This window comes from Hymenobacter sp. R533113, from assembly GCF_056835965.1.
In genome coordinates this window covers 2,032,758-2,059,150 of sequence record NZ_JAKWBD010000013.1, presented here as the reverse complement: position 1 = coordinate 2,059,150, position 26,393 = coordinate 2,032,758, and the positions used below count along the sequence as shown (strand labels likewise).

Annotated in this window: 21 protein-coding genes and 4 pseudogenes; 10 read left to right on the top strand and 15 right to left on the bottom strand. The window is 54.3% G+C overall.

All coding sequences use genetic code 11. The features are described from left to right. Positions 1 to 11: 11 nt before the first annotated feature. Positions 12 to 626 (bottom strand): TetR/AcrR family transcriptional regulator, encoded by a 615-nt coding sequence (locus tag MKZ35_RS18435; RefSeq protein ID WP_482514642.1) that lies wholly within the window; start codon positions 624 to 626, stop codon positions 12 to 14. 837 nt (positions 627 to 1,463) lie between these two features. Here MKZ35_RS18435 and MKZ35_RS18430 point away from each other — a divergent pair. From MKZ35_RS18430 to MKZ35_RS18405, 6 genes are all read left to right on the top strand, one after another. Then, positions 1,464 to 2,144: a MarR family winged helix-turn-helix transcriptional regulator gene (locus MKZ35_RS18430; protein ID WP_482514641.1), complete on the top strand. Its 681-nt coding sequence runs from the start codon at positions 1,464 to 1,466 to the stop codon at positions 2,142 to 2,144. A gap of 215 nt (positions 2,145 to 2,359) precedes the next feature. Continuing rightward, complete coding sequence (ispF, locus tag MKZ35_RS18425; protein WP_482514640.1) at positions 2,360 to 2,839, top strand: 2-C-methyl-D-erythritol 2,4-cyclodiphosphate synthase; 480 nt, start codon at positions 2,360 to 2,362, stop codon at positions 2,837 to 2,839. Positions 2,840 to 2,940: 101 nt separating this feature from the next. Next, positions 2,941 to 3,852: a protease-associated domain-containing protein gene (locus MKZ35_RS18420; protein WP_482514639.1), complete on the top strand. Its 912-nt coding sequence runs from the start codon at positions 2,941 to 2,943 to the stop codon at positions 3,850 to 3,852. Next, a complete protein-coding gene (locus MKZ35_RS18415) occupies positions 3,804 to 4,634 on the top strand; it encodes a M28 family peptidase (RefSeq protein WP_482514638.1) in 831 nt (276 codons plus the stop codon). The genes MKZ35_RS18420 and MKZ35_RS18415 overlap by 49 nt, the downstream gene beginning before the upstream one ends. Before the next feature lie 302 nt (positions 4,635 to 4,936). Then, positions 4,937 to 6,310 (top strand): LutB/LldF family L-lactate oxidation iron-sulfur protein, encoded by a 1,374-nt coding sequence (locus MKZ35_RS18410; RefSeq protein ID WP_482514637.1) that lies wholly within the window; start codon positions 4,937 to 4,939, stop codon positions 6,308 to 6,310. A gap of 83 nt (positions 6,311 to 6,393) precedes the next feature. Further along, positions 6,394 to 7,443: a hypothetical protein gene (locus tag MKZ35_RS18405; RefSeq protein WP_482514636.1), complete on the top strand. Its 1,050-nt coding sequence runs from the start codon at positions 6,394 to 6,396 to the stop codon at positions 7,441 to 7,443. 42 nt (positions 7,444 to 7,485) lie between these two features. Here the strand turns inward: MKZ35_RS18405 and sdaAA are convergent, their stop codons facing one another. The 3 genes and pseudogenes from sdaAA to MKZ35_RS18390 form a co-directional block, all read right to left on the bottom strand. Beyond that, complete coding sequence (sdaAA, locus tag MKZ35_RS18400) at positions 7,486 to 8,391, bottom strand: L-serine ammonia-lyase, iron-sulfur-dependent, subunit alpha (protein ID WP_482514635.1); 906 nt, start codon at positions 8,389 to 8,391, stop codon at positions 7,486 to 7,488. 173 nt (positions 8,392 to 8,564) lie between these two features. Then, a pseudogene (msrB, locus tag MKZ35_RS18395) lies at positions 8,565 to 9,022 on the bottom strand (peptide-methionine (R)-S-oxide reductase MsrB). A gap of 99 nt (positions 9,023 to 9,121) precedes the next feature. Then, on the bottom strand, positions 9,122 to 9,973 hold the full coding sequence (locus MKZ35_RS18390; protein WP_482514794.1) for a M949_RS01915 family surface polysaccharide biosynthesis protein: 852 nt from the start codon (positions 9,971 to 9,973) through the stop codon (positions 9,122 to 9,124). Between the two features lie 303 nt (positions 9,974 to 10,276). On the opposite strand from MKZ35_RS18390, the gene MKZ35_RS18385 reads away from it, so the two are divergent. Next, complete coding sequence (locus MKZ35_RS18385) at positions 10,277 to 10,585, top strand: NAD(P)H-hydrate epimerase (RefSeq protein WP_482514634.1); 309 nt, start codon at positions 10,277 to 10,279, stop codon at positions 10,583 to 10,585. A 26-nt stretch (positions 10,586 to 10,611) separates the two neighbouring features. Next, positions 10,612 to 11,790, top strand: a complete 1,179-nt coding sequence (locus MKZ35_RS18380) for an NAD(P)H-hydrate dehydratase (protein WP_482514633.1) — start codon at positions 10,612 to 10,614, stop codon at positions 11,788 to 11,790. A 30-nt stretch (positions 11,791 to 11,820) separates the two neighbouring features. Here the strand turns inward: MKZ35_RS18380 and MKZ35_RS18375 are convergent, their stop codons facing one another. The 4 genes and pseudogenes from MKZ35_RS18375 to pafA all read right to left on the bottom strand — a co-directional run bounded on the left by MKZ35_RS18375 (position 11,821) and on the right by pafA (position 15,826). After that, positions 11,821 to 12,717 (bottom strand): UbiA family prenyltransferase, encoded by an 897-nt coding sequence (locus tag MKZ35_RS18375; protein ID WP_482514632.1) that lies wholly within the window; start codon positions 12,715 to 12,717, stop codon positions 11,821 to 11,823. Between the two features lie 122 nt (positions 12,718 to 12,839). Then, positions 12,840 to 13,472, bottom strand: a pseudogene (locus MKZ35_RS18370) (DUF6766 family protein). A 78-nt stretch (positions 13,473 to 13,550) separates the two neighbouring features. Next, on the bottom strand, positions 13,551 to 14,138 hold the full coding sequence (locus MKZ35_RS18365; protein ID WP_133274276.1) for an inorganic diphosphatase: 588 nt from the start codon (positions 14,136 to 14,138) through the stop codon (positions 13,551 to 13,553). Between the two features lie 68 nt (positions 14,139 to 14,206). Then, positions 14,207 to 15,826, bottom strand: a complete 1,620-nt coding sequence (gene pafA, locus MKZ35_RS18360) for an alkaline phosphatase PafA (RefSeq protein WP_482514631.1) — start codon at positions 15,824 to 15,826, stop codon at positions 14,207 to 14,209. Between the two features lie 277 nt (positions 15,827 to 16,103). On the opposite strand from pafA, the pseudogene MKZ35_RS18355 reads away from it, so the two are divergent. Next, a pseudogene (locus tag MKZ35_RS18355) lies at positions 16,104 to 16,760 on the top strand (HAD family hydrolase); the annotation flags it as partial. Between the two features lie 145 nt (positions 16,761 to 16,905). Here MKZ35_RS18355 and atpG read toward each other — a convergent pair. From atpG to MKZ35_RS18320, 7 genes and pseudogenes are all read right to left on the bottom strand, one after another. Then, entirely contained in the window at positions 16,906 to 17,799 is an 894-nt protein-coding gene (gene atpG, locus MKZ35_RS18350) for an ATP synthase F1 subunit gamma (protein WP_482514630.1), read from the bottom strand. Between the two features lie 216 nt (positions 17,800 to 18,015). Beyond that, positions 18,016 to 19,594: pseudogene (gene atpA, locus MKZ35_RS18345) on the bottom strand (F0F1 ATP synthase subunit alpha). A 6-nt stretch (positions 19,595 to 19,600) separates the two neighbouring features. Next, a complete protein-coding gene (atpH, locus tag MKZ35_RS18340; RefSeq protein WP_482514629.1) occupies positions 19,601 to 20,161 on the bottom strand; it encodes an ATP synthase F1 subunit delta in 561 nt (186 codons plus the stop codon). A 118-nt stretch (positions 20,162 to 20,279) separates the two neighbouring features. After that, on the bottom strand, positions 20,280 to 20,777 hold the full coding sequence (locus MKZ35_RS18335; protein WP_482514628.1) for a F0F1 ATP synthase subunit B: 498 nt from the start codon (positions 20,775 to 20,777) through the stop codon (positions 20,280 to 20,282). 214 nt (positions 20,778 to 20,991) lie between these two features. Next, entirely contained in the window at positions 20,992 to 21,261 is a 270-nt protein-coding gene (gene atpE, locus MKZ35_RS18330; protein ID WP_084443863.1) for an ATP synthase F0 subunit C, read from the bottom strand. Between the two features lie 64 nt (positions 21,262 to 21,325). Beyond that, entirely contained in the window at positions 21,326 to 22,396 is a 1,071-nt protein-coding gene (gene atpB, locus MKZ35_RS18325) for a F0F1 ATP synthase subunit A (RefSeq protein ID WP_482514627.1), read from the bottom strand. 496 nt (positions 22,397 to 22,892) lie between these two features. Then, positions 22,893 to 23,138 carry an AtpZ/AtpI family protein gene (locus MKZ35_RS18320; protein ID WP_482514626.1) on the bottom strand — a complete coding sequence of 82 codons (246 nt, stop codon included), beginning with the start codon at positions 23,136 to 23,138 and terminating at the stop codon, positions 22,893 to 22,895. Between the two features lie 207 nt (positions 23,139 to 23,345). On the opposite strand from MKZ35_RS18320, the gene porW reads away from it, so the two are divergent. Next, positions 23,346 to 26,336, top strand: coding sequence for a type IX secretion system periplasmic lipoprotein PorW/SprE (porW, locus tag MKZ35_RS18315; RefSeq protein ID WP_482514625.1), 2,991 nt, complete (start codon positions 23,346 to 23,348; stop codon positions 26,334 to 26,336). Positions 26,337 to 26,393 lie beyond the last annotated feature (57 nt).

Here is a 26,393-nt window from a genome sequence, read left to right as displayed (position 1 = left end):
AAACGTTCTTCTTATTCTTCTTCCGTCACCTGACGGTACGCATTGATCAGCTTATGGCCTTTGAGCGAGGCTACGCCCAGCATAAAATGTTCGAGACAGATAAGGTCGACTTTCTGCGGGTTGAACTTGCGGGTGGGAAATACCGTCGGGTTCAGGGCGAGGTCAATCTGATTCAGGCGCAGACGAGCTAGTACGTCCACATCCAGGTTGGCCCGATAGAGGCCTTCGGCAATGCCGCGGCGCAGATTATCCGTAATGCGGTAGAGAATAAATTCATCTTTATGCGCCAACCATAGATTCCAGGCCTGAGGATAGTATTTCTGCAGATCATAAAAGATAGAGGGGTGAATGTCGGCCATCATTTTCTGGCTCCATTCCATCATCTTGAACAGCTCGTCCAGGGCGTTTTCAGCGCTTTCGGCCATTTGGCAGCACTCCCCTTCCTCCTGGGCCAGGTGGTAGTGCAGCACGCCCAGCACAATTTGATCTTTGTTCTCGAACCACTTGTATAAAGTCTTCTTTGACATGGCCAAGTGCGTTGCGATGTCGTCCATCGATACACTCTTGATACCGTTGCGCATGAATAGCGTCTGGGCTGATTGTAAGATGCGGTCTTTGATTTCCATAATTCCGGCCCAAAGATACGCAGGAAACTTTTATTGAATCCAAAGTTTCCATTACTTTTTTATGATATTTTTTCCTTGGCTATTTATCATATGGAAAGACGCAGGTAACCCTCACTTACTTTACTAAGCGCCAACTTTTTTTCTGGGGGGCAAATTTGCCCCCAGACCTTTGTAGATAAGACTAGTTTGGCTTTAGCCTATCTCATTTAAAATAGCCACTTCACACTTGAGTCTGTTGAGTTTTCATTGTTTCCTGCTCCTGGGCAGCAGCTATAGGTTGAAGTAGCGCCCTCGTACCAAATAATGGGTCTGGATTGGCTAGTACTTGGTACCACGTGAGGGAGCTGGCATAGGTGGCCCAAGCTGCCAGCGGTACCATAGAAAGCAAAATACGACGGTCGTGGGCGCGTGCTAAACCGATACCGGTGTACGACAACCAGACACTACCCAGTGTCCAGATGTGGCTAAGAATCTGACTGCGTAGCTTGAAGATTGAGGAGCAAGCGAGTGCTTTTCGTTCTGGTACATAATAAGTAGTGGTTATTTCAACCAAATTTAATACATTATTGTATAATATGGCTAATTTTTTAATTCATTTATGTATATTATTAGGGGAGGTAACTACTACAGAAAGGATTAATCTGTAAGCGTGAGTGCTGCTTGGCTAAACTGGCAGTAGTATAATGGCAGACATTTGGCGGTTGTATTCTCACAAAACAGTTGGCTTAGTCGGCAAATGACAACGGACAGTGAACTCATGAGCATCATGCCGTAGCTCCACCTCAAGGCAGTATCTAGCTGCTGGCATTGCCTGGATGTATTACCTTGCTGGTCGTTATGCGTGTACTTTCTTTCCTACAAGAGCTGCTGGGGATGGTGGCTGAATACCAAGCTCCCGAGAATTCCAGGAGTCCCAAACCCCTTACCCTGTCGGCGTTTGCCAGCTGGTTATCCGCGCGCGTCGGAGAAGCCTCGGAGGCCGTACCAGCACTGGCCGGCCGGCGCACCCGCCACGCCCACGAAACCGACGAATCAGAAATCGGAACGCTGCTGGCCCTGCTTTACCGCTACACCAAAATGTACGGGCGCCTGGCGCTGGCCGATAGCCCGTTGGTCACGCTCGATGACTTTGCTTACTTGGCCACACTGCATACGCGCGCACCCCTGACCAAAGCGGAGCTAATTACCCAAAACGCCCACGAGCCCACGACCGGCACCCAGATCATCAGGCGGCTCCTCGACCGCGGCCTGGTAGCCGAGCAGCCCAGCGAAACGGACCGGCGCAGTAAGCTGTTGTACATGACCGAAGCTGGTCTGCAGCTCTTATTTCCGATGTATGAGCGCATGGAACAGGTTGCCCGGCTGCTAACCGGCGACCTGACCAAAGTGGAGCAGCTGCTGCTGCTACAGCTGCTGCACAAGCTAGATACATTTCACTACCCCATTTTCAGTGGCTCACGGCCGCAGTCGCTGGCGGACATAACGGGCCGCATCACCCCACCAACTCCGGAGTTGTAACACTGCGTAGCCGCGCTATGGCAACAGATGCTCTAATAGACAGCTCGTTATTAGTATCGATCAACTAGCTAGCATACCAATAACAAATAGAGCAATTCTCATTTTTTACGTTAGGTCGAAGCAGATTTGCCCCCCAGCCTTTTGGCGACGAGCTCCCTTTCGACTTTGGCGTACCTTGCTCATCGTTTCATTTCTTCGACTCTTTTTTTGCTTCCATGAAAATTCGTACCGGCTTCGGCTACGACGTACACCAACTTCGGGAGGGCCTGCCCTTTTGGCTCGGTGGCATCCAGGTGCCGCATACCCACGGCGCCCTGGGCCACTCCGACGCTGATGTGCTCATCCATGTTATCTGTGATGCGCTACTGGGCGCGGCCAACCTGCGCGACATCGGCTTCCATTTCCCCGACACTGACCCGCAGTACAAAGGCATCGACAGCAAGCGCCTGCTGGCCGAGGTAGTACGCCTGCTCCACGAGCGCGGCTACACCATCAGCAACATCGACTCGACTATTTGCCTGGAGCAGCCTAAAGTGAATCCGCACATCTCGGAGATGCAGCGCGTGCTGGCCGAGGTGATGCGCATTGAGGCTGATGACATCTCCATTAAAGCCACCACCACCGAAAAACTGGGCTTTGTGGGCCGAAAAGAGGGCGTGGCGGCTTATGCTTCGGTGCTTATTATTAAGGCTTAATCATTTACCTGGGGTAAAGTTGGCGCTTTGCCTTGCCACCAGGCAATTTTCCCACTATTCCTGCGTCATTCCCTTCCTGATTCATTCACTTTTTCCAACCCATGCAGAAAAATACGTTCTACGCCCTGCTGTTGGCGGCCTGCTGCGCTACCTCCGCCGTAGCCCAGGATGCGCCCACCAAGCGTAAAGTCAAAGTAAAGCGCAAGCAGCGGACGGAAGCCCCGACCAAAGAGGCAGCCGAACCCAGCGCCGCTACTGCCGCCACCACCGATTGGGCCGCTACCTACGGCCCCACCATCACGCAGGCTGATTTGCGTCAGCACCTTACCATTCTGGCCTCCGACGCTTACGAGGGTCGCGAAACCGGGGAGAAAGGTCAGAAAATGGCCGCTGAGTACATCAGCAAGCAGTTTAAGGACCTTGGCCTGACCGGACCCGTGCAAGGCTCCGACAATCCGTACCTGCAACACTTTACCATGGTGCGCTCCACCTGGGCCGATGGTGCTACGCTGAAAGTAGGCGGCCAGACCTATAAGTGGCTGACCGATTTCTACGGGTTTGGCACTTCGCCCTTTCAGCAGGAAACCGCTATTCAGCCCGTATTCGCCGGTTACGGCATCGAGCAGGAAGGCTACTCCGACTACGCCAGCTTGGGCGACGTGAAAGGCAAAGACCTGATCATTCTCTTGGGAGAGCCAATGAATGCGCAGAAGCAGCCCGTGCTGGGCAAAGATGGCGCTCCGAGCAAGTGGGGCACCGACTACCGCGCCAAAGCGGCCATGGCCACGCAAAAGGGTGCCCGCAGCGTCTTCTTTATTGATACGGACCCGAACGGCAACTTTCCGAAGCTGGCCGCTCGCATGGCTCCTTACATCAGTCGGCCAAGCATCACGTTTAAAGAAGCACCCACCTCGGCCAATCCGCGCGTAGCCATGTTCTTCGTGTCGCCGGCCGTGGGGGCAAAATGCTGGGTACAACCGCCGCGGCGCTTACCCAATACCAAACGTCAGTAGGTAAAGCCGGCAAGCCCGTAGCAGCTACGTTCAAGCCGGCGAAGGTCAGCATCAACGCCGCCAAGAAGCTGGAAGACTTCACGACGGAAAACGTGCTGGGCTACCTGGAAGGCACCGATAAGAAGGACGAGCTGCTGGTGGTATCGGCGCACTACGACCACATCGGTATCATCGACGGCGAGGTGAACAACGGTGCCGACGACGACGGCTCGGGCACCGTTTCGGTTATCGAAATGGCGCAGGCCTTTACCCAAGCCAAAAAGGACGGCCACGGTCCGCGCCGCAGCATTTTATTTTTGACCGTAACGGGCGAGGAAAAAGGCCTGCTTGGCTCGGAATACTACACCGATCATCCGGTGTTTCCGCTGGCCCAAACCATTGCTGATCTGAACATTGACATGGTGGGCCGCACCGATAAGGAGCACGAAGGCAAAGGCGACTACGTGTACGTTATCGGCTCCGACAAGCTCTCATCGGAGCTGCACGCCATCAACGAGGCGGCCAATAAGAAGTACACCAACATCGACATGGACTACCGCTTCAACGATCCGGAAGATCCTAACCGCTTTTACTACCGCTCCGACCATTATAACTTTGCCAAGCACAAGATTCCGGTGGCGTTCTACTTCAACGGCGTGCACGACGACTACCACGCCGCCGGCGACGAGGTGGAGAAAATCGAGTTTCCAAAGATGGAAAAGCGCGCTCAGCTGGTGTTTTATACTGCCTGGGAGCTGGCCAACCGCGACAATCGGATCGTTGTCGATTCGAGCAAGCCTTAGTTTTTTAGTTGGTGAAAAAGCCCCCCAGAGTTTCTCTGGGGGGCTTTTTCGTTCAACGAGGGCCTCACCCCCGGCCCCTCTCCAAAGGGAGAGGGGGAGCCTCACGCTCGGCTACCGAAGTAAGTGTATCTGTTTAGTAAAAGCGGTAGAAGTACCAGCCTGAGCTGGTGCTTCGCAGAACGAGTCGTCAGGCTCCCCTCTCCCCTTGGAGAGGGGGCCGGGGGTGAGGCCCTCGTTGAACGACGCAAACCGTAACTTTACTCTACCATCTTAGGTTGTTACTGCCTTACTCTTTTGCCGCCATGACTAAAGTCATTCAATTCCTTGCCGATTCGGAGTCCAAAGCCTTTGATTTAGAGCACCGGCGCAAAATTCGCTTCAACATTGGCAAGTACAACGCGGCCGTCCAGACGGGCCTTACCTGGTACTACGACCATGAGCTGGCGCGGGAGCGGGCGTCGTATCTGAAGGCGAAGGTGATTAACAACCTCGACCAGTATTTGCTGGAATTTGAGCGCAACTTTACCGAGCGCGGCGGCAAGGTTATCTGGGCCCAGAACGCGGAGGAGGCCTTGTATGAGATTGGCAAAATCATGGCCCGCCGCCACGCCCGCACGGTGGTGAAGGCCAAAAGCATGACCACCGAGGAGATTCACCTCAACAAGTTTCTGGAGAAAAACGGTATTGAGTCGGTGGAAACGGACCTGGGCGAGTACATCGTGCAGCTCAACGGCGAGCGGCCTTACCACATTGTGACACCTGCCATGCACCTGAGCAAGGCCGATATTGCTGCCATTTTCGTCAAGCACCTGGGCATCGAGCACACCGACGACGCCCAGAAGCTAGTGCTTACTGCCCGCCATTTGCTGCGCGACAAGTATACATCAGCCGAAGTAGGTATCACGGGGGGCAATTTTCTGATTGCCGATACCGGGGCCGTAGCCGTGACCGAGAACGAAGGCAACGCTCGTTTGTCGGCCACGTTTCCGCGCACGCACATTGCCATCGTCGGCATCGAGAAAGTCATTCCGACCATGCAGGACCTGAACCTGTTCTGGCCCCTACTCAGCACCAGCGGCACCGGCCAGCAGGTCACGGTGTACAATACCATTTACACGGGCCCGCGCCAGCCGCTGGAAAAAGATGGCCCCGATGAGATGTTCGTGGTCCTGCTCGACAACGGCCGCACCAACCTGCTGGCCCAGCCCGACAAGCGCGAGGCTCTGCACTGCATTCGGTGCGGCGCCTGCCTCAATGTGTGCCCGGTCTATAAGAATATCGGCGGCCACACCTACGAGGCCACCTATTCCGGCCCCATTGGCTCGGTCATTACGCCCCACCTCTCGGGCATGGCCGAGAACAAGCACCTGAGCTACGCTTCCAGCTTGTGCGGGGCCTGCACCTCGGTGTGCCCAGTGAAGATTAACATTCACAATATTCTGCTCAAAAACCGCCAGCAGAGCGTGGAGGAAGGCCATACGGAGAAAGAGGAGCGCATTGCTATTCAGCTCTGGATGCGCACCATGAAGAGCCGCCGCTTGTTGAACCTATTACCCGCCAAAGCCAAAAACTGGGTACTGATGCGCATGCTAAGCCAGGTGGGCTGGAACAAGCGCCGCGACGCGCTGGAAGTAGCGCCTAAGTCGTTTAACAAGATGTGGAAGGAGCGGCAGTAGCTGCTCTGCCTGGCTGATAGCCAACCTATTTCATGGCAGATGAGTACAAAGGCGACCCCTAAGGGAGTCGCTTTTTTTGTAGTATGCTCGACTTAACACTGCACGTACTGGCCTTCGCGGTCGGGGTTGTTTTAATTATTACCACCCTATCGGCAGCCATTCGCTCCTTTGTGCTGCCGCGCAACGAAGTGGTGAAGCTCAATGGCTACGTGTTCCGTAGCCTGCGGCTGCTTTTCGATTGGTTGACCTCACTGCGCACCACCTTTGGCGCGCGCGACCAGGTGCAGGCGCACTACGCGCCGGTGGCGCTGGTGGCGTTGCCTATCGTGTGGCTGACCGTTATTTCGGCAGGCTTCACGCTTATCTATTGGGGCCAGGGCGAAGGAGACTTACTGGAATGCTATCAGCTGAGCGGCAGCTCGTTACTTACGCTGGGCACCCACAAGACACGTGGCCCGGTAGTCACCGTTTTCACCTTTGCCGAGGCCACCATTGGCCTGTTGCTCCTAACGCTGCTTATCTCTTATTTACCAACTATCTACCAAGCCTTTTCGCGGCGCGAAATCGTGGTGGCGCGGGTGGAGCTGCGGGCTGGTACGCCGCCCTCAGCCTGCGCCCTGCTCGTGTGGCTGAACCGCACCGGCTCCCTGCACGACGATACGGAGCAATGGGAGCTGTGGGAGGAATGGTTTGTGGAAATCGAGGAAAGTCATACTTCGCTGCCCGTTCTCTCGTTTTTCCGCTCGCCGCAGCCCGGCCGCTCCTGGGTGACGACCGCCACGCTAATCCTAGACACGGCCGCGCTGATGTTCAGCGCGGTTAAGGATTCGCGTGATTCACAGGTTGAGGTAACGTTTAAGGCCGGCTGCCTGTCGATGAACCGGGTGTATCGCTTCTTTAATGAAGACCTACGAACGGAGGCCAACGACATCCTCCCCGACAACGACCCTATCGAAGAAGCCAGCCGCGCTAAGTTTGAGCAAGCCTGCGACCAGCTAGCGGAGCAAGGTCTGGTCCTGCACCCCAACCGCGCCGAGGCCTGGCAGCAGTACAGAGAGTTGCGCGGCCGCTACGCCACAGCCGTAGAATTTATGGGTAAGCTCACGATGGCTCCAGTGTTGAAGTCGCTGTAATGGAATGGAGCGGCCGGCCGGCCGGTGCGCCGCCCCCGATCCTTACTGCGAGACTTCATCGGGCAAGATGTTGATATCCTGCACCAGTACGCGCTGCTCTATTTCGCGGCCGCGTGGTGTATTGGCCAGGCCGCCGAGGGCCGTTTCCTTGTAGCGGGTTTCCATGCTTTGGCCTACTTCGCCCAGGGCCATCACGCACTGGTCGACGGGAATAACCGGATTGACGCCGGCAATGGCAATCTGGGCCGAAGAAAACGCAATGGCCGCCGCCGAGGCGTTGCGCACCACGCACGGCACCTCCACCAGGCCCGCCACCGGGTCGCAGATGAGGCCCAGCATACACTGAATAGTGATGGCGACGGCCGCGAACGTTTGCTCCACGTCGCCGCCCAGACAGTACACAATTGCGCCCGCACCCATAGCCGCCGCGCTGCCTGTTTCGGCCTGACAGCCACCCACCGCCCCCGCCAGCGAGGCATTCTGCTCAATAATGAGCGCAATACCGGCCGCTACCAGCAGCCCTTCGTGAATGGAGCGGTCTTTCAGCTTATGCAAATCCTGAAGCGTGACCAGCACGCCGGGCAGAATACCGGAGGCGCCCGCCGTGGGCGCGGCTACCACCCGACCCATACAGGAGTTTACTTCTTTTGCACCTAAGGCCCTCGTAATAAGCTGCTTAAACTCGGGTGACAACACCGTAACGGGCGAAGCGGCAATCTTTTTGGCCCCATTGTTTACCATGCCTGAGCGCGAGGTCATGTCCTCGGTGAGGCCGGTGTGCACGGCTTCGCGCATCACGTCGTAGGCCCGCTGCACACCGACCCATATTTCTTCTTCCGTGCGGCCTTTCTGCTCGATTTCGTAAGCCAGCACGGGCTGGTAAAGCGGCTCGTCGGTGCGCGCGCAGTGGGCTTCCCAGCTGGCAAAATCAGTGAATAATAAGGACATGGTGGGTGGGGGCAAAAGTGGATGGAATCTCTGTAACTCAACGCGAAACAGCCGAGAGGGGTGCAAAAATCGCGATAATTTCGGCAGCAGCTTCGGTGGCGCAGACGCAAAAAAGCAGCTACCCCAATTTAGGGTAACTGCTTTTCGTTTTAAGCACTATTGCTAATGCCGTACTACGCTTTTTGCGGCTCCTGCACGAGCTGCACGCTGGCCGAATTGATGCACAGACGTAGGCCGCTGGGCGCCGGGCCATCCGGGAATGCGTGGCCCTGGTGGGCGTCGCACACGTTGCAGAGCACTTCCACGCGGGTCATGCCGTAGCTCGTGTCCTTCTTGTATTTGATGGCGTTTTCCTGCACCGGCTGGGTAAAGCTCGGCCAGCCCGTCCCCGATTCGAACTTAGTGCGTGAGTCATAAAGCGGAGTGCCGCAGCACACGCAGGCATAAAGACCTGCCTCGTGGGCCTCGCAGTATTCGCCGCTGAAGGCGCGCTCCGTGCCGTGCTCGCGCGTTACGTGGTACTGCTCGGGGGTGAGTTGGGCCTTCCATTCAGCAGCGGTTTTTTCTACGCGGCGCTCGGGGGCGTATTTCCATTATTGGCAAGGCGAATAACGTCGTTCCAGGTTTGCATGGTCTTGGGGTTGGGTCAGGATATTTCAACCAAAACGCAAACGTTGCGGGGGAAGTTTACTCAATGATAAAGCGACTACTAGAAATATCTTTCGGTTCCTTACAGATCTTCGTGATCATCCATTTTTTCAATACTAAATTTTTGCCAGTGCTGTCGTGCGAATGCTAGAAAAGCGGGTGGCGCTGCCCGAAAATCGGCCTCATTCTGATAATAGCCGGCGGTGTTACCGCTCTCTCGCTGGGCTTTGCTCAAATTCTCAACGCAACAGGGAGGAGCCGGTTGGCGCTGGTCAGCAGGAACCGAATCATACTGTACTACCGTGGAACCCCGCAAAGCATACTTGGCCGCGCCAGCTCGCATGATTAGCTTTAGAGTAGCAGAGCTTACGTCGCTTCGACACGCTAGGGCGTACATGAGGCTGGTCTCGCTCCGGCCATCGCGGTCCAGATCGGTTATAGCCGTGCTGCCGGGTCGCAACCTTAGCGTCATGTCTAATGCACAATCAGTTACGGCATCTTGTACGCTCCATATCTCTGTGTACTTGCCTTGCTGATATAAGTATTGTTTCGCTGTGAGGCGGGCCGTGCGTTCAAAATCTGTCATTTCTTCTATTTCGCTAGAGTCACGGCGCAGAGAAGGGTTAGCTTTTGCTTCTCGTTGCTGTTTGGATAAGGACACCGTACGAAAAACGACAAGCAGATTCTCACCATTAATATCCTGCCAGCGCCATGCTTCAAGAAGCTGCCCTGGCAGACGCAGACTAGTTGGTATCTGAGCTATTACTACCGATTGCGGAGCGATTTCATTCCTAACCTGCACTGAGTCGGCAGCCGGTACTTCAGCAAAAGACGATTCAGTATCTGATGAAGAGGAGTAAGCAGTAGTTTCAGTCCTTTCACCGGAGCATCCGGTCAGTATGATAATCAACAAGCAGATTGCATATTTATGCATAGTCACTATAGCATTTTCACGAACGATGTGCACCTATTTCGGGATGTAATATACTGTGCATCAGCCATTACCACTAGCAAATGTATACACCAGCTGCGAAACTGCTATAAGTGAAATTAACATCAGTTTAGTCATCAGCAAGATAATCTATTTAGGACTTACGCACTTGAAATTAAGCATTCTGGTAATCAAGTAGTTACTGAAGAAGCAAGCGTCGCTTCAGGGACGTAAAAATGCCCCCCAGCGGCGAAAAAAGCCGTTCCTCAACCGCAACTGCGTAAGTCCTACTATTATAACTACATCATGAAAATCCTCACCGCTGCCCAAACCCGCGCCGCCGACCAGGCTACTATTCAAGCCGAAGGCATCAGCTCCGAAGCCCTCATGGAGCGCGCCGCCACTGCCTTCACCGACTGGCTCACCGACCGGCAGTCGCCCGAGGAAGCAGGTGAAGTAGTAATTCTCTGTGGCCCCGGCAATAATGGCGGCGACGGCTTGGTAGTAGCCCGCAAACTTTGCGGACGGGACTATACGGTGCATGTTGGCTTGCTGCCTGCGGATAAACGGTCAGCTGATTTTCAGAAAAACTTTCAAAAATTGCCCCCGAGGTAATTGTTACCGAGCTAGCAGCCACAAATTTGCCCCCCATCCCGGCGGGCGCCCTCGTTGTTGATGCGCTGTTTGGCACCGGCCTGACGCGTCCGCTGGAAGGTGTAGCGGCCGCCGTAGTGCGCCATCTCAATGCCGCTCAGGCCCGCGTAATAGCAGTTGATTTACCATCAGGCCTTTTCTCTGATGCGCCCCAACCAGCCGGTAGCGCCGTAGTGCATGCCCGGCACACGGTGAGCTTCGAGCTGCCAAAGCTGGCTTTCCTGCTACCCCAAAATGCCGAGTATATTGGCCGGTGGCATGTGCTGCCTATTGATCTAGACAAGAAGTTTATTGAGGAAATAGCTGCCCAGTTTCACTTCATTGATGCCGCATTGTTGGCTGGACGGCTACAGAAGCGGGCGCGTTTTGCGCATAAAGGCACCTATGGGCACGCATTGTTGCTGGCTGGCAGCAAGGGTAAGATAGGCGCTGCCGTGCTGGCCGCGCAGGCTTGCTTGCGTAGCGGTGTAGGCTTGCTTACCCTGCGCCTGCCGGCCGTAGGCTACGATGTGGTGCAAACCGCGGTGCCGGAAGCCATGTGTCTTACCGATCCGAATACCGATTTCATAGCCGAGCTGCCTGACCTTACTCCTTACTCCAGTATCGGAATTGGTCCTGGCCTGGGTAAAGAAAAAGCCTCCCAGCAGGTATTACGGCAATTGCTGGAGCAAGCGCAGGTACCGCTTGTGCTCGATGCGGATGCCCTAAATATCCTGGCCGAAAACCGGGAGCTACTCAGCATACTTCCCCCCGATTCACTCCTCACGCCTCATCCCAAGGAGTTTGAACGCCTCACTGACCCCGCCCGCGACGACTATCATCGGCTTGAGCTGCTGCGCGATTTCTGCCAAAAGCATAGCTGCTACACCATCCTGAAAGGGGCAAATACGTGCCTGGGCACTCCCGATGGCATCCTTTATTTCAATAGCACCGGCAACCCCGGCATGGCCACGGGCGGCTCCGGCGATGTACTTACGGGCATTCTCACCGCGCTACGTGCCCAGGCACTTTCCCCTCTCGATGCAGCCCTTATTGGCATCTACGCTCACGGCCGGGCCGGCGATTTGGCGGCTCAAGAAACTGGGGAAGCAGGCTTGGTAGCCGGGGATATAGTGCGGTTTATAGGGCCAGCGTTAGATGGGTTGACGACTAAAGAAACGTTTTAACTCGGCCCCTGCTCCTGAGCTGAGGACCACTCAGGACACCCAGTATACCGCCATAAACTGCACCAGCATCACCCCATCGGCCAGCAAGGCAAAGTAATAGTCAGGGCGGGTTTCGTCGGCGTACCACACTATTAAGGCCGCCAGAGCCGTCGGGATGGTAAGCACTACTAGATAGACCGGCGTAACTCCCTGGGGCACCAGAATGCCCGCTACGGCCAGGGCTAGCAGGGCCAGGATTTTAGTCGCTTTTACCCCAAAAAGGCCCGGAAACGTGCGCGTGCCGCTCAACCGGTCTTTGGTATAGTCACGAATATCAAACACGAAAGCCAGCGCCAGAATAAAGAAAAACCGCCGCGCAAACAGAATTAGCACCACTGGCGCCGTGAAGCTTTTGTGCAAATAAAGAGCTGGAATCCAGACGGTAACGGCGGCCCAGACATAGGCAATCAGGAAAACCTTGAGCAGCGGCAAATCGCGCAGGGCGCGCCAGCGGCCTCGGATACGCACAATGGGCAAGGAGTACAGTAGCGAAATAGCGGCCAGATGCGCCAAGAAGGCAGTCAGCGGTTGCCAGCCATCGAGCCAAAAAAGCCCCCCAGCCACTGCCAGCGCCCCTAAAGCCAGCAGAAACAGCTCGCGGCGGTGCTGAATCATCCAGAGCTTGCGGCCCGAGAGAATAAGCTGCTGCCGGTGCTTGTAGGGTAGTACGCTGTCGATGTTGTACAGAAAGAGCGTAGCGGCAAAAATCATCACTCCCAACCGCACAGGAATGTGGACCCGCCAGAACAGAAAGGTAGCCCACGTGAGCCCCGCCGCCGCTGCCGATACCAGCACGCTACTGTAAAGCAGAGTATCGGTCCACCGCTTGAGGCCGGCGAAGGCAGAAGCAGTGGCAGTGGCCGGCGATTTATCGATACTATCGTGCATGGCAGCGGGTAGGCAAGCGGGGGGCAAAAAGACCCAACGCCCGACCCCAAAGGTACGGTTCCCCGTTATTTACCCGTGTCGCTGTAGCTCGCGTCCACAGGCTTCGATTCAGGGGAGCCTTTCTAGTGCAGAAAAGTGGATAGGACTACAATGGAAACGATGGAAAGGAATTCGCTCTGCCGGTTTTGCAGCGACTCAAACCAAAACCGGGAGGTTTGCATATAGCCCCATACGCTTACTTGCGGCTCGCCCGTGTGCGCCTGCTCAATGTTACACACCTCAGCTCCGCCCGAAGTGTGCAGATATAATGAGCCGATAAACAGCAGGAAAAAGGCTAAGCTCAGCGAATTCTGATACAGCTTCAGCACCCAGCCGCCGCGCTTTACCGCGCTGGGCGCGTCGGGTTTATTGGGGTCGGGGTCCTGGTCTACCTCTTCTTTATTCTACAGCTTTTTCGACTCAGAAGAGCCCCGTTGGCGCAGCCAGACGGTAAGCGACACGTACAGGCCCATTTGCAATATCTCACTTTCCCAGTTCTCAAATGTGGCTTCTATAAAATGCCCCGATTGAAAATACTGACTCAGCGTGAGTGGGGCCAGAGCCGGTTGCTCCAGCTCATCGTTGTAGTCGTACCAGCTCGTAAAAAATTGTCCTGCCAGCGTAACCACAACTAAAGTGGTTACGACCAGCGAAAGACTATTCTCATAGAGCCAGCGCCATACGGGTGATGCAAGTGGGTGGGCATACACGGCCATACGACGGAGCCCCGAAAAAGATAAGCGGTCCGCCGGTGAACCACCAACGGACCGCTTTACAGTACAGAAATATCCTTTTTACAGCTCCACGCCAGCAGGGCGAGGCTTCACAGGCGGCGTAGCGCCCCCTAGTGGGAAGGTATCGTTGTAGAGCTTGATGCTATCGGCGATAATGCGGTAGGCATCTTCGCGACCCATGAAGCGCTCCACCGATACCTGCTTGTTTTCCAGCGCTTTATAATCTTCAAAGAAGCGGCGCATCTCGCGCAAGGTGTGGGGGGGCAAATCGGCGATGTCGTTGAAGTGATTTACCGAAATGTCGTTGGCGGCCACGGCAATAATCTTGTCGTCCTCCTCATTCTGGTCTATCATCTGCATTACGCCAATGACTTTAGCCTCGATGATACACATGGGCACCACGTCGACGGAACAGATAACTAAAATATCGAGCGGGTCTTTGTCGTCGCAGTAAGTCTGCGGAATGAAGCCGTAAGCGGCTGGATAATGCACAGCCGAAAATAATACGCGGTCTAGCTTGAGCAGGCCGCTGGCTTTGTCCAGCTCGTATTTGCCCTTCGAGCCCTTTGGGATTTCGATGATGCCATTCACAACATTAGGAGCGTTATCACCGCGCTCTACGTCGTGCCAGGGATTAAAATGAGTCATTAGAATGAAAAATGTAGGGGTGCGTTGTACGCACCCATCGTTGGTGAGTTGTCTGCAAAAGTTTAAAGTCAGTCATTCCGCAACACCTCCACCAGTGGCTTACCAGTACAGCCATCCGGCTCCTGAATATGAAGCCAGCTGGCCAGCGTCGGTGCAATGTCTATGATAGCCGTGGAGACTCGCGATTCGCCGTGGCGCACATGCCAGCCCCAGAATATCAACGGAATATGTGTATCGTAGTTGCCGGCTGAGCCATGGGTTGTGCCCTTCGTTGCCGGATATGCGTAGGATTCGAGCCAACCAGGCTCCAGCACCACCAGTACATCACCGCTTCGTTTGGGGAAGTAGCCATTTTCCAAAAACATCAGCATCCCACTCTCCCAGTGCGATTTCTGCAAATCATCGGCCGTGATGGCCCGCGTGACGCCCGCAAACGTCAGCATCATATCGGCTACTTCATCCTGAAACTGGCGCAGATTGAACTTGGACTTAGCAATAAGCGGACGGTTTAAATATACTTGCTGGTTGTCGTAAGCCAGCACCCAATTGCCGGCACCGTGCCGGCGTACCAGCTCGCGCTGCAGCGAATCGCGCATAACACGAGGTCCTACCGAGCCAGCCGGAATGCGGTGACTTTTTAAGAAATCGGGGTTGTGCGCCGCGCCGTGGTCAGCCGATAAGAAAACCAAGGCGTTGCCCTTGCCTACTGTTTTATCCAAGTGATCCAGCAACCGTTTGATTTCCAGATCAAGCCGTAGGTAGGTATCCTCGGCTTCAATGGAGTTGGGGCCAAACTGGTGGCCTACATAATCAGGCGAGGAAAAGCTTAGGGCCAAAAAGTCTGTCACGCCGCGCTGGCCTAGCTGCTCGGCGCGAATTGCCTCTAGGGCAAAATCCAGCGAAAATGAGTTACCAAAGGGCGTGGAGCGAATCAGGTCCAGGTTGCGTGCCGTGGCTACGGGGGGCTTTTCACCGGCGGTTTCCAGGGTCGCTTTAGTTTGAGCGGGTGCGGCGGCGCTCAACGTGGGCAAATCGTGCGGAAACACGGGCTTGGTTTCGCCCCGAAAGGCGCTTTCCCAGGGTACATCATCGGCCGTGCTCTCCGTGTACTGGGCTATCGGCAGCAGCGTAGTCCAGGGCTTATCGAGGTATTGAGCCGGCAGGTTGCGGTTATTAAACTGCTTCACCCACTCCGGCAGGGTATTTTGGTAGAAAGTACTGGTAATGAAGGCGCCATTTACGCCATCGTACCAGTAGGCGCCCGTAGCCGAGTGGCCTGCTGGCAGGATAGAGCCCCGGTCTTTCACTGATATGCCAATCACCTTCGCCTGAAAGTTAGTGGCCAGCCGCAGCTCGTCGGTGATGGTGCTCGTCAGCATGTGGCGCGGCGACATTTGGCCCGCTTCCACCGTACCTCCCACCGACTGCACAGTCTTATCCTCCGTCACATAGGTGGCCCGGCCAGCTTCGCGCACATACCAGTTGTTGCCTATAATGCCGTGCACCGAAGGTGTAGTGCCTGTATAAATACTCGCGTGGCCCGGCCCAGTATAGGTAGGGACGTAATTGTAATGGGTGTTTTCGTAACTAAACCCCTCGCCTAGCAAGCGCTTGAAGCCGCCATTACCGTATTTTTCCCAGTAACGGTAGAGATAATCGTAGCGCATCTGGTCTACGACTATGCCCACTACCAATTTGGGGCGCTCAAGGGGCTTACCTTTTTCTGAGCGAAAGCTGGCACTACCAAGATGGAGGACAGCAGCAGTATTAGGCTCTTTTTCAAATCAATAGCGTGTGTAATCGCCTGGCTCTTTGCGGTTGTAAACAGAAGCCAGCGTTTGCGGGCGCAAAGATAGCCGCCCGCGTCCGGAATCTCGGCCCTAGCAGCCTAAATAGCTTACCCGCCGTACACGAAGCAGGTTACCATTTGATTAAGACGCCCTTATAAGGCCTATTCCTGCTTCTATGCCTAACACTTCCGACTACGCCCTGATCTTTGATATGGATGGGGTACTGATTGATAACACCGCCTACCAGGCCCGCGCTTTCCAGTTGCTTTTTCGCGAACATGGCCTCACAACGAATGCCCGTCGCCTGCTGGAGAGGCTGAATGGCATGCCCGCCACTAACATTCTAAAAACCGTTTTCCGCAACCCTCCCTCCGAAAAGGAGCTGAAAAAGTACGCCGATCAGCGCGAATTTCTGTACCGGGTGCTATACTGGAACAAGCGCCGCGAAGTAGCCGGCCTCACTGCTTTTCTACAAGCAGCCCGCACGGCCGGTTTTAAGATTGCCTTAGGCACTGGCTCGCCCCCGAAACCATCGCGTACATCGTCGACCACCTAGGTATACGCCACTTATTTGATGCTATTACGGGCAAAGCAGATGTGGAGCGCGGCAAACCTCACGCCGACACTTTTACCACTGCGGCCCAGCAACTCGGTGTCCCGCCTGAGCGATGCGTTGTCTTTGAGGATGCCTTGCTGGGTGAGCAGTCAGCCTACAAAGCAGGTATGCGCTGTATTTGTCTAAGTACCAGCGTTAAGGCCGACAAGTTTCAGAATCCAATGAAGATCATTAAAGACTTCACCGAAATTGCCCCCCAGGATGTATTGGAGCTTTTAGAACAACATCCTAGTGCCCCCAAGCCTGATAAGCAGATTGCTCAACGTAAGTATGCTAAGATGGAGTAGCTGGTTGAAAGTTCAACCATCACAAAAAAGCCCCCCAGACTGAGTCTGGGGGGCTTTTTTGTGATGCGTTTCTCTTAACGACTCGCGGCCAGTGCTTCAGCACCACCCACGATTTCGAGAATCTCAGTAGTAATAGCGGCCTGACGTGTGCGGTTGTATGTCAATTTCAAGGATTTCAACAGCTCACCGGCATTTTCAGTTGCCTTATCCATAGCCGTCATGCGGGCACCGTGCTCCGAAGCGTTGCTTTCCAGCACAGCCTTGTACAGCTGCACCTTGAGTGACTGGGGAATCAGGGTTTGTACGATTTCCTCTTTTGAGGGCTCGAAGATGTAGTCAACATTGGCAACTGGCGTTGCCGTAACAGGTGCCTCAGCAGGCACCAGCGGCAGCAATTGCTCAGCACGTACGATTTGGGTTGCTACGTTTTTGAACTCGTTGTATACTATCGTTACCTCGTCAAACTGCCCGGAGCGGAAGCCTTGCATCGCTTCTTCAGCCGCAACGCGCACGGTATCAAATGATAAGGCGCCGAATACGTGGTTGTAGTTGCCTAGCATCGGCATACGGCGGCGCACAAAGTACTCGTGCGCCCGCTTACCGATGGCCAGCACTGTTACGTTGCCGGCCGCGGCCTGTGCACTGTAGCGAGTAGCCAACAATTGGTTTACGCCTTTGAAAATATTGCTATTGAAGGCGCCAGCTAAGCCACGATCTGAAGTAATAGCAATAACAAGTACCCGACGCACCTCACGCTGCACGCTGTACTCGCTAGCTACCTCATTCTCCATGGAGCTGGTCAGGTTGCTCAGAATGCTGTTGAGCCGCTGGGCATAAGGGCGCATACGCAGGATATTATCCTGCGCGCGGCGCAGCTTAGCCGCCGCCACCATTTTCATGGCTTTGGTAATTTGCTGCGTGCTCTGCACCGATATGATGCGGCTGCGGACTTCTTTTAAGCTAGCCATTAATCCTTATTTAGTATGTCCAGCAGTGGTAATGCATTTTCCACTCAAGGCATGCCAGAAGTCGTTAACTCCTTCTGCAAAACCTTCGCGATGAACAAATACACTAACAACTGATACCAACAGAACAACTCGATAAAATGAGTTGCCTGAGTTTTTGTTTTTAGGGTAATTGTTCATGAGGACAGGAAAAAGCGACGCTGAAATGCAGTTCTAAAATTATTTCGCGTAAGACGCCGACAAATCTTTGGCTACCTGACGGATAGCGTTGGTGATGCTGTCGTCGAGCTTACCAGCCTTCAGTGACTGTAGAACCTCGGGGTGACGGGTCTGCATTACCTGACGGAACTCCGTTTCGAAGGCGCGAACCTTTTCAACGGGCACGTTATCCAGCAAGCCATTGGTAGAAGCGTAGATGATAGCTACCTGATCTTCCACCTTTACGGGCGAGAACTGGGGCTGCTTCAGGATCTCCAGGTTGCGACGGCCACGCTCGATGGTGAGCTTAGTGGAAGCGTCAAGGTCGGAGCCGAACTTGGCGAAAGCTTCCAGCTCGCGGAACTGCGCCTGGTCCAGCTTCAGTGTACCAGCCACTTTCTTCATCGACTTGATCTGAGCGTTACCACCCACACGCGACACCGAGATACCCACGTTGATAGCAGGACGCACACCGGAGTTGAACAAGTTGGTTTCCAAAAATCTGTCCGTCCGTAATCGAGATTACGTTGGTTGGGATGTAGGCCGACACGTCGCCTGCCTGGGTCTCAATCAGGGGAAGTGCCGTTAGCGAACCACCGCCTTTTACCAAGTGCTTAATGCTCTCGGGCAAGTCGTTCATGTCTTGAGCGATGGAGTCAGAAGCGTTGATCTTCGCGGCCCGCTCCAGCAAGCGACTGTGCAGATAGAACACGTCGCCAGGATACGCTTCGCGGCCTGGAGGACGACGCAACAACAGTGACACCTCACGGTAAGCTACGGCCTGCTTCGATAAGTCATCGTACACGACCAGCGCCGGACGACCGGTATCGCGGAAGAACTCGCCGATAGCGGCACCCGTGAAGGGCGCAAAGAACTGCATCGGCGCGGGGTCAGAAGCCGAAGCGGCCACTACCACTGTGTAATCCATGGCGCCACCACGCTGGAGGGCATTTACTACCTGAGCAACGGTAGAAGCCTTCTGGCCTACGGCTACGTAGATGCAGAATACAGGCTCGCCACGCTCAAAGAACTCGCGCTGGTTCAGGATAGCGTCAAGCGCTACGGTTGATTTACCGGTCTGACGGTCACCGATGATCAACTCGCGCTGGCCACGACCAATAGGAATCATGGCGTCGATAGCCTTAATACCAGTCTGTAGGGGCTCAGTTACCGGCTGACGATAGATTACACCAGGAGCTTTGCGCTCCAAGGGCATCTCGTACACTTCACCAGCAATAGGGCCACGGCCGTCGATGGGCTGGCCGAGCGTATTTACCACGCGGCCAATGATACCTTCACCCACTTTGATGGAGGCAATTTTATTCGTGCGGCGCACCGTGGCTCCCTCGCGAACTTCGCTGTAGTCACCGAGCATTACGGCACCCACATTGTCTTCTTCGAGGTTAAGAACCAAGGCTTGCAGGCCGTTTTCAAATTCTAACAATTCCCCTGCCTGGGCATTGCCCAGACCGTAGATGCGGGCCACACCGTCGCCCACCTGCAGCACCGTACCGACTTCTTCTAGTTCGGCTGCGGTCTTGAAATTGGACAACTGCTCCCGCAGGATGGCGGATACTTCATCCGGACGTACTTCTGCCATGATGCGTTATAGTTGGGGTTGGTAGGGGTTCTTCGTAAACTCGCCGCGCAGCTTGCGCAAGCGGTTGCGCACCGAGTCATCAATCTGCTGGTCGCCTATGCGCAGCACAAAGCCGCCAATGAGTGATTCGTCGATTTTCTCGGTGAGCGTAATGCTCTGGAGGCCGGTTTGACGGCGTACCAGTTGGGTTATTTCCTCGCGCAGGGCTGGAGTTAGGGGTTGGGCCGTTGTGACCTGGGCCACCTGAATACCACGGAGGTGTTCATATTGACTCTGAAACTCAGTAGCTACCCACTCTAGGGCGCTTTCGCGGTTGTGTTGAGTGATGATAGTGAAGAACTTCTCCGTCACCTCCGACACCTTGCCACCGAAAATAGCGCGTAGAATAGCCAGCTTCTTATCGTGCTTCACAATGGGGTTGCGCAGTAAGAGACGGAGGTCACGATTCTGCTCCATAGTTTTGGCCAGCAGATCCATATCTTCCTTCACTTGCGGCAGATTGCCTCGCTCTTGGGCCAAGTCTAGCATGGACTTAGCGTAGCGGGAAGCGGCTCGTTGTTCAGACATTATTTTTACTTAGAAGTGAGAGGTTAGACATGAGAAGTGAGAAACCTGACAGAAGTCGCAACAACCCGGTTGGGTCGTACTTCTCGTGTCTAACCTCTCACTTCTCTATCTAGCTTCTTTAGTTAAGCTTTACGTCCTTCAAGTACGAGTCTACCAATTGCTGTTGGGAGCCAGAGTCGGCTAGCTCGCGGCGTAGAATGCGCTCGGCAATATCGATGGAGAGCTGGGCAGCCGTATTTTTCACTTCGGCCAGCGCGGCATTTTTCTCGTTCTGAATGGCTTCGCGGGCCTGCACAATCATGCGGCCGCCTTCTTCATTCGCTTTGTTCTTGGCTTGCTCGATCAGTTGATTAGCCATTTGGGAGGCTTCCTGCATGATCTTGTCGCGCTCTTGGCGGGCTTCTGTCAACAACTTTTCGTTGCCGGCTTTCAGCTGTTGCATTTCCAGCTTGGCTTGGTCAGCCATGCGTAAAGCACTTTCGATCGAATCTTCCCGCTCCTTGAGAGAAGCGAGAATAGGACGCCAGGCAAACTTGGCCAACAGAAACAGCACCAAGCCAAAAATGACCAACTGCCAGAAAATCAGGCCTAATTCGGGGGTTACTAAGGGAGGCATAAAGCGGTAGTTAGTATGGGGTAGTCAGTAAAAGGTAATTGGTAGTTAGTGCTGCTCGCTAATAAACTGGCAGCACTTCAGATGCAGTGGGTGGATTTTATATTCAGTGCCAACTACCAGCTACTAAATACTCACTACTAAAAAGCCAAGTCAGCCCGCCGCGCCGTGCGCCGAAGCGACGCGCAGCGGGCTGCCCAGGCGGGTGCCCCTATCTCTAGAGGTTGAAGGAAATCAGCAAGCAGACTACGACTGCGAACAAGCCCAGACCTTCGATCAGAGCGGCCACAATCAGCATAGCAGTTTGGATGCGACCTGCAGCTTCGGGCTGACGGCCAATGGCTTCCATGGCGCTACCACCAATGCGGCCGATACCCAGACCAACACCAAGAGCAACCAGACCGGCACCGATACCGGCACCCATTACGGCTAGACCAACCGAATTGGAAACGTCACTGACAGCCTGCAAAAACAGAGAAAGAAGCATAAAACAAAAATTAGAGGGAAGTGAAAAACGAAAAAATCAGGATGAGGAATGTAAATGAAATGGCTTAATGGCCGTGTGCTGGAGTAGCCGAGTTGTCGCCGCCAATCTGCAGGTCAGCATCGTGGTGATGCTCCTCTACGGCGCCGCCGATGTACATGGCGGTGAGCAAGGTGAAGATGTATGCCTGCAAAATGGCAACCAGCAGCTCCAGCATATTGATGAACAAGCCGAAAGCGAGTGTGACAGGACTAATCAATACGCTTTGGAAGATAAAAATTAAGCTGATGAAGCTCAGAATCACGATATGGCCGGCCGTAATGTTGGCAAAGAGACGAACCATTAACGAAAATGGCTTCACCACTACACCAATAAGCTCCACTGGAATCATGATGGGTAACAGCAATTTGGGCACGCCGGGAGTAGCGAAGATGTGAGCCCAGTAATATTTGTTGGAGCTGAACAAGGTGATAAGTAAAGTCAGGACCGCTAAAGTCAACGTCACGGCGATGTTACCGGTGAGGTTGGCGGCACCTGGCAGCAAGCCCAACAGATTGCTAAACCAGATAAAGAAGAAAACGGTGAGCAAATACGGCATGTAGCGCTCGTACTTAGGGCCGATGGCTTTCTTGCCAACTTCATCACGAATGAAGATGATAATTGGCTCAAAGAAGGATTGTACTCCCTTTGGAGCACCACCCTTATTCTTTTTGTAACGACCCGCTACTGTAAAAAAGATACCCAGCAATAGAGCAGCACTCAGCATCAGCGAGGCAACATTCTTAGTTATAGAGAAGTCGTAAACCTTTCCATTGTCTTCTACTACGAGGTGCTCGTGCTCCAGCTTCAGGCCATTATAAGTTTTGCCCTCCGCGAGCTGCGACGAGGAAAATACATTCAGTCCTTTGCCGGGCTGGAAAGCAATAATGGGCAGCGGAATAGTGAAGTGGATACCGTGCTCGTTCTCATCGCCAAGAGTAGCGAAATGCCACTCGTGGGCATCGCCAATGTGGTGCAGAATCATCTCGCCGGGACTGAAGGCTTCCGAGTCGGTAGCTTCTTCAATCGTGGGCGTTGGCTCTTGGGCAAAAACGGGAAGCGAAAGAATGCAAAAGAGAGCTATCAGTAAACGCTTCATTCAGAGTAATTTAGGTGGGAGCAGGATATTAGACTAACCCTGTTTTGAAAACGGGCGCAAGTTACTCAGGACGCTCCAGATTTCAAACCCGGCGAACAGAAAATACAGGATAAAAAAGCCCCCCAGAAACGTCCATAGCCCTGGGCGCTCTTGGGCGCCTCCTTTATATAGAAACACGAGTACCAGCCCTACTGACAATAACAGACGCACGACCATAGATCCAAAATAGGCGCCCATGAAATTATCTGGGTTGGCGCGTATGAGTCGGGAAGTGACCCAGTAGGTAATAAGTGTCAGGAGAGCAAAGAACCCGAATACGTAAATGGTGAGCGGATGAATGACCGCCTCTCCGAATTGACTGAATAAAGCATAAAAAATGCCCCCCAGAAGCAGGCAAAAAAGGAAAAACTGACGCAGGAAAATCATCGGGTGTAGAGTGGTGCCTTATGAGTGGTGCTTAGTTATAGATACTTCACTAGTAATGAACTCGAGAGCATTATGAATCCCGGGTAAGCGAGCGAATAACCTGATACATAGCCACGAATACGCCCAGCAGCATGAATACAATGGTATACCACGGCCGGTCATTTTGAAAACGCTCATCCAGAGCTGTGCCCGCCCAGGCGCTCAAACCAATAATGGCCAGCATCTGAAACCCTAGCCCCGAATACTTGGCAAAGGCGCGCAGGCGGTCAGGATTGGCGTTAGCAGGCTTATCGGGCGGCGGAACAGGGGTAGGCATCACAAATAGTAGGATGGGGGGCAAAAGTATGACTTTTCAACACACAAATGCAGGTAGCAATTCCTTAGTATTGCGTGGGGTTGAAAAGGAGGCAGGGAAAAAGCCGTAATTTTACCCGGAGCCCGACGTTGAGAAGAAAATGCCCCCCAGCTTCGCCGAACGAATCGGCTACAAGGGTGCGTTAAACTGCCAACCCACCGCCTTGATTTGATTTCTATTTTGACTACTACTTCGCTCTTTCGGCTGTTTTCAATTCCGCTGGCTTTGCTGCTACTGGTGGCGGGCATGGGTGCCTGCTCTTCGGAGCGCAAATCAGTAGTCGGCCGCACGTATCAGAATATCGTGGCGCGGGACAATGGCTTTTTTCTCGCCCGTGAAAAGCTGCGCGCTACGGAGGCTACTCTTTATGCAGCTCGCATCAACGACTACAACCGTTTCCTGCCCCTCTTCCCTACCCTCGACGAGGCAACGGTAACCAAAGTAACGGCTGACCTCGACGATATCATCAAAAAAGCTTCTCTGCCTCTTCAGTACCATGCGGGCAGCGCTTGGACGGACGACAGCTACCTTGTTATCGGCAAGGCGCGCTACTATAAAAAGGAGTACGAGGAAGCGGCTAAGACTTTCCGCTATATCAACGGAAGTAGCGAAGACGCCAATGTCAAGCAGGAAGCCTTGATATGGCTCATGCGCACTTACTTAGCCCTGAAAGAGTACGACAATGCTGCGGCTGTGTCGGATGTGCTGGATAAGGAAGAAGGCCGCGAGAGCACCGCGCGCGAGTTGTTTTTGACCCGTGCGGAGTATCATTTGCTCACCGAAAACCCGAAACTGGCCATTGAGAATCTGAATAAGGCCATTCCGTATATCAAGCCCAAAAATGAGCGTTCACGCACCCGTTACATTCTGGCGCAGCTATATCAGGCCCAAGGTCAGGACAAAGAGGCGTATGCTGAATTGAACCAGATTCTGAAGCGCAATCCGCCTTACGAGCTGGATTTCTACTCTAAGCTGCTGCTGGGTCAGGTATCTGATTTGAATACCGACCGGGTGCGGCTGGATAAGTACTTTGCCAAGCTACTCAAGGACCCTAATAATAAGGAGTACCGCGACAAGGTTCTATATGAGATGGCGCGGCTCGACTATCGTCAGCAGCGCTATCCAGAGGCGCTGGCGCTCGTGCAGCAGTCATTACGTATTCCGACGCCCAACCGGGTCCAAAAGTCCTATACCTATCTGCTGGCGGGTCGCATCTACTACGACAACCTTCAGCGGTATCAGCTGGCGGCGGCTTACTACGATAGTGCCGTGCAGAATTTGCCCCCCACGGCGCCTGAGTACGCTGCTACAGCCGAGCGCGCCCAGATTTTACAGGAATTTGCCAGACAAATCACCATTATCGAAACACAGGATAGCCTGCAGGCATTAGCTCGGCTGGATACGGTAGTCCTGCGCACCCGGCTCACGGAGTATGCCAAAGTGGAGGTTGCTTCCCGCCAGCAGCAAGCCGACCGATTAGTAGCCGCCGAAAAGGCGCAGGAAGTTCGTCAGCAACAGGCGCAGGCTTATACTGGCGTCAGCGCGACCCGCGCCGGCAATCCTGACATCGATCCGGTGGCATTCGCCAATACAGGCACCGGCGCCCAATGGTACTTCGACAATCCGGCGGCGCTGAGCACGGCCCGCTCAGAGTTTCTTCGCCGTTGGGGCGACCGGCAGCTACAGGACAACTGGCGGGTGAGCAGCCAGGTTGCTGGTACAATTGCTACTAATCAGGGCGGAAACGTGCCAACTGCCGATCCTGGTACTGCCAGCACCAGTGGAAATGCTGCGAATGGCTCCTCCGCTGCTACTAACGGCGCTGCTGGGTTTGAGCGAGGTTTAGTGGCCCAGTACCGGCAGAATATTCCGCTTACAGCGCCGCAGCTACAAGCCTCGCAGAAGCAAGTGGAAGAGGCTCTATTCGCACTGGGGGGCATTTATAACCAGCAGCTACGGGAGCCCGTTCGCGCCGCCGAGACCTACGATAAGTTGATAGCGGGCTTTCCCAACAGCACGCATTTGCCCGAAGTATACTATAGCCTGTATTTAATTTACAAAGATCAGAATGACCCCAAGGCTGAAGTATATGGCCAGCGGCTACGCCAAGCGTTTCCCAATTCATCCTACGCCCGTTTGGTGGGTGACCCGGAATATTTGCGCCGTACCTCGCAGGCCAACGCACAGGTAGGAGCCTTAGTTGACTCAGCGTTTGTTTTTTATAAAAAGCAGGATTTCCAAAAAGCAGCGGACTTACTTGCCCAAGTGCAACGCCAGTACCCGAAAAACGGGCTGAACGACCGGGTGGCTTTTCTTGGCACGCTACTTACTATCCGGACTCAACCGCCACTATCGGCGCAGGCAGCAGTACAAAAGTTTTACAAGGACTATCCCAGCAGTTCATTGGCCCCCCAAGCAGCCGTTTTGCTCAAGTCGTATGAGGACTATAAAGCGGGTAGCGTTAGTGGCGCCTTAGCCTCGACGGAAAAGCCCCCCGTATCTGCCTTTCGGCCCGGTGAAGTAGACACTCGCCGCCGCGTAGAAATAGCCCCGGCAAACCGGCCAGTGGTGCCCGTTACACAAGTGCCAGCGCCATCGGTTGCGGCTTCAAATGCGGCTCCTGTGAGGCAGCCAGCTATAACGCCTGCGAAATCAGCACCAGCCGAAGTCGTAGCCAAACCTAGTGCAGCTCCAGCAGCAGAACCTGCAAGAATGCCAGCTCAGCCCCAACCCAATGTTTCAGCACCGGTGGGGGGCAATTCTACTCCTCCGGCTGAGCCGAGCGCTACTCCTTACCTGAATAACCCAGCCACAGGGCATGCGGTGGTGCTTATTTTCCCAAAAGGAGCAGCTACTTTAGCTACTCTGCCGCCCGCTTTTGCTACTTATAATAACCGCTTTTACCGCGCCAACAACTTACAAGTGCAGCCCACTGCCCTCGGCGACTCAGTCGAACTGATAGTAGTACAAACATTGCCGGTCCAGAAAGCGGCGCAGAGTTACGCCCTCAAACTGCGCGGGCCGCAGTCGCCGCTAAGCCGATTGCGCGGCGCGGGTTACCAAATCCTGGTTATCGGTATTGATAATCTCCCACTGCTACTCCAAACCAAGGATTTAGCTGAGTACCAACGCTTCTACGAAAGAGAAATTAAGAATTGAAACTAGTTGGGCTCGGGCGAGTCAGCTTTCAACGGCCGCCACAGCACTACACTTTTC

Bases quoted from the DNA above. Each gene is read 5' to 3' on its own strand.
- ispF (WP_482514640.1), top strand. From the start codon at position 2,360: ATGAAAATTCGTACCGGCTTCGGCTACGACGTACACCAACTTCGGGAG.
- MKZ35_RS18385 (WP_482514634.1), top strand. From the start codon at position 10,277: ATGAAAATCCTCACCGCTGCCCAAACCCGCGCCGCCGACCAGGCTACT.
- MKZ35_RS18335 (WP_482514628.1), bottom strand. From the start codon at position 20,777: ATGCCTCCCTTAGTAACCCCCGAATTAGGCCTGATTTTCTGGCAGTTG.
- atpG (WP_482514630.1), bottom strand. From the start codon at position 17,799: ATGGCTAGCTTAAAAGAAGTCCGCAGCCGCATCATATCGGTGCAGAGC.
- MKZ35_RS18410 (WP_482514637.1), top strand. From the start codon at position 4,937: ATGACTAAAGTCATTCAATTCCTTGCCGATTCGGAGTCCAAAGCCTTT.
- MKZ35_RS18430 (WP_482514641.1), top strand. From the start codon at position 1,464: ATGCGTGTACTTTCTTTCCTACAAGAGCTGCTGGGGATGGTGGCTGAA.
- atpB (WP_482514627.1), bottom strand. From the start codon at position 22,396: ATGAAGCGTTTACTGATAGCTCTCTTTTGCATTCTTTCGCTTCCCGTT.
- atpH (WP_482514629.1), bottom strand. From the start codon at position 20,161: ATGTCTGAACAACGAGCCGCTTCCCGCTACGCTAAGTCCATGCTAGAC.
- MKZ35_RS18375 (WP_482514632.1), bottom strand. From the start codon at position 12,717: ATGCACGATAGTATCGATAAATCGCCGGCCACTGCCACTGCTTCTGCC.
- MKZ35_RS18320 (WP_482514626.1), bottom strand. From the start codon at position 23,138: ATGCCTACCCCTGTTCCGCCGCCCGATAAGCCTGCTAACGCCAATCCT.
- MKZ35_RS18415 (WP_482514638.1), top strand. From the start codon at position 3,804: ATGCTGGGTACAACCGCCGCGGCGCTTACCCAATACCAAACGTCAGTA.
- MKZ35_RS18390 (WP_482514794.1), bottom strand. From the start codon at position 9,973: ATGCATAAATATGCAATCTGCTTGTTGATTATCATACTGACCGGATGC.
- atpE (WP_084443863.1), bottom strand. From the start codon at position 21,261: ATGCTTCTTTCTCTGTTTTTGCAGGCTGTCAGTGACGTTTCCAATTCG.
- MKZ35_RS18435 (WP_482514642.1), bottom strand. From the start codon at position 626: ATGGAAATCAAAGACCGCATCTTACAATCAGCCCAGACGCTATTCATG.
- MKZ35_RS18405 (WP_482514636.1), top strand. From the start codon at position 6,394: ATGCTCGACTTAACACTGCACGTACTGGCCTTCGCGGTCGGGGTTGTT.
- MKZ35_RS18420 (WP_482514639.1), top strand. From the start codon at position 2,941: ATGCAGAAAAATACGTTCTACGCCCTGCTGTTGGCGGCCTGCTGCGCT.
- sdaAA (WP_482514635.1), bottom strand. From the start codon at position 8,391: ATGTCCTTATTATTCACTGATTTTGCCAGCTGGGAAGCCCACTGCGCG.
- MKZ35_RS18365 (WP_133274276.1), bottom strand. From the start codon at position 14,138: ATGACTCATTTTAATCCCTGGCACGACGTAGAGCGCGGTGATAACGCT.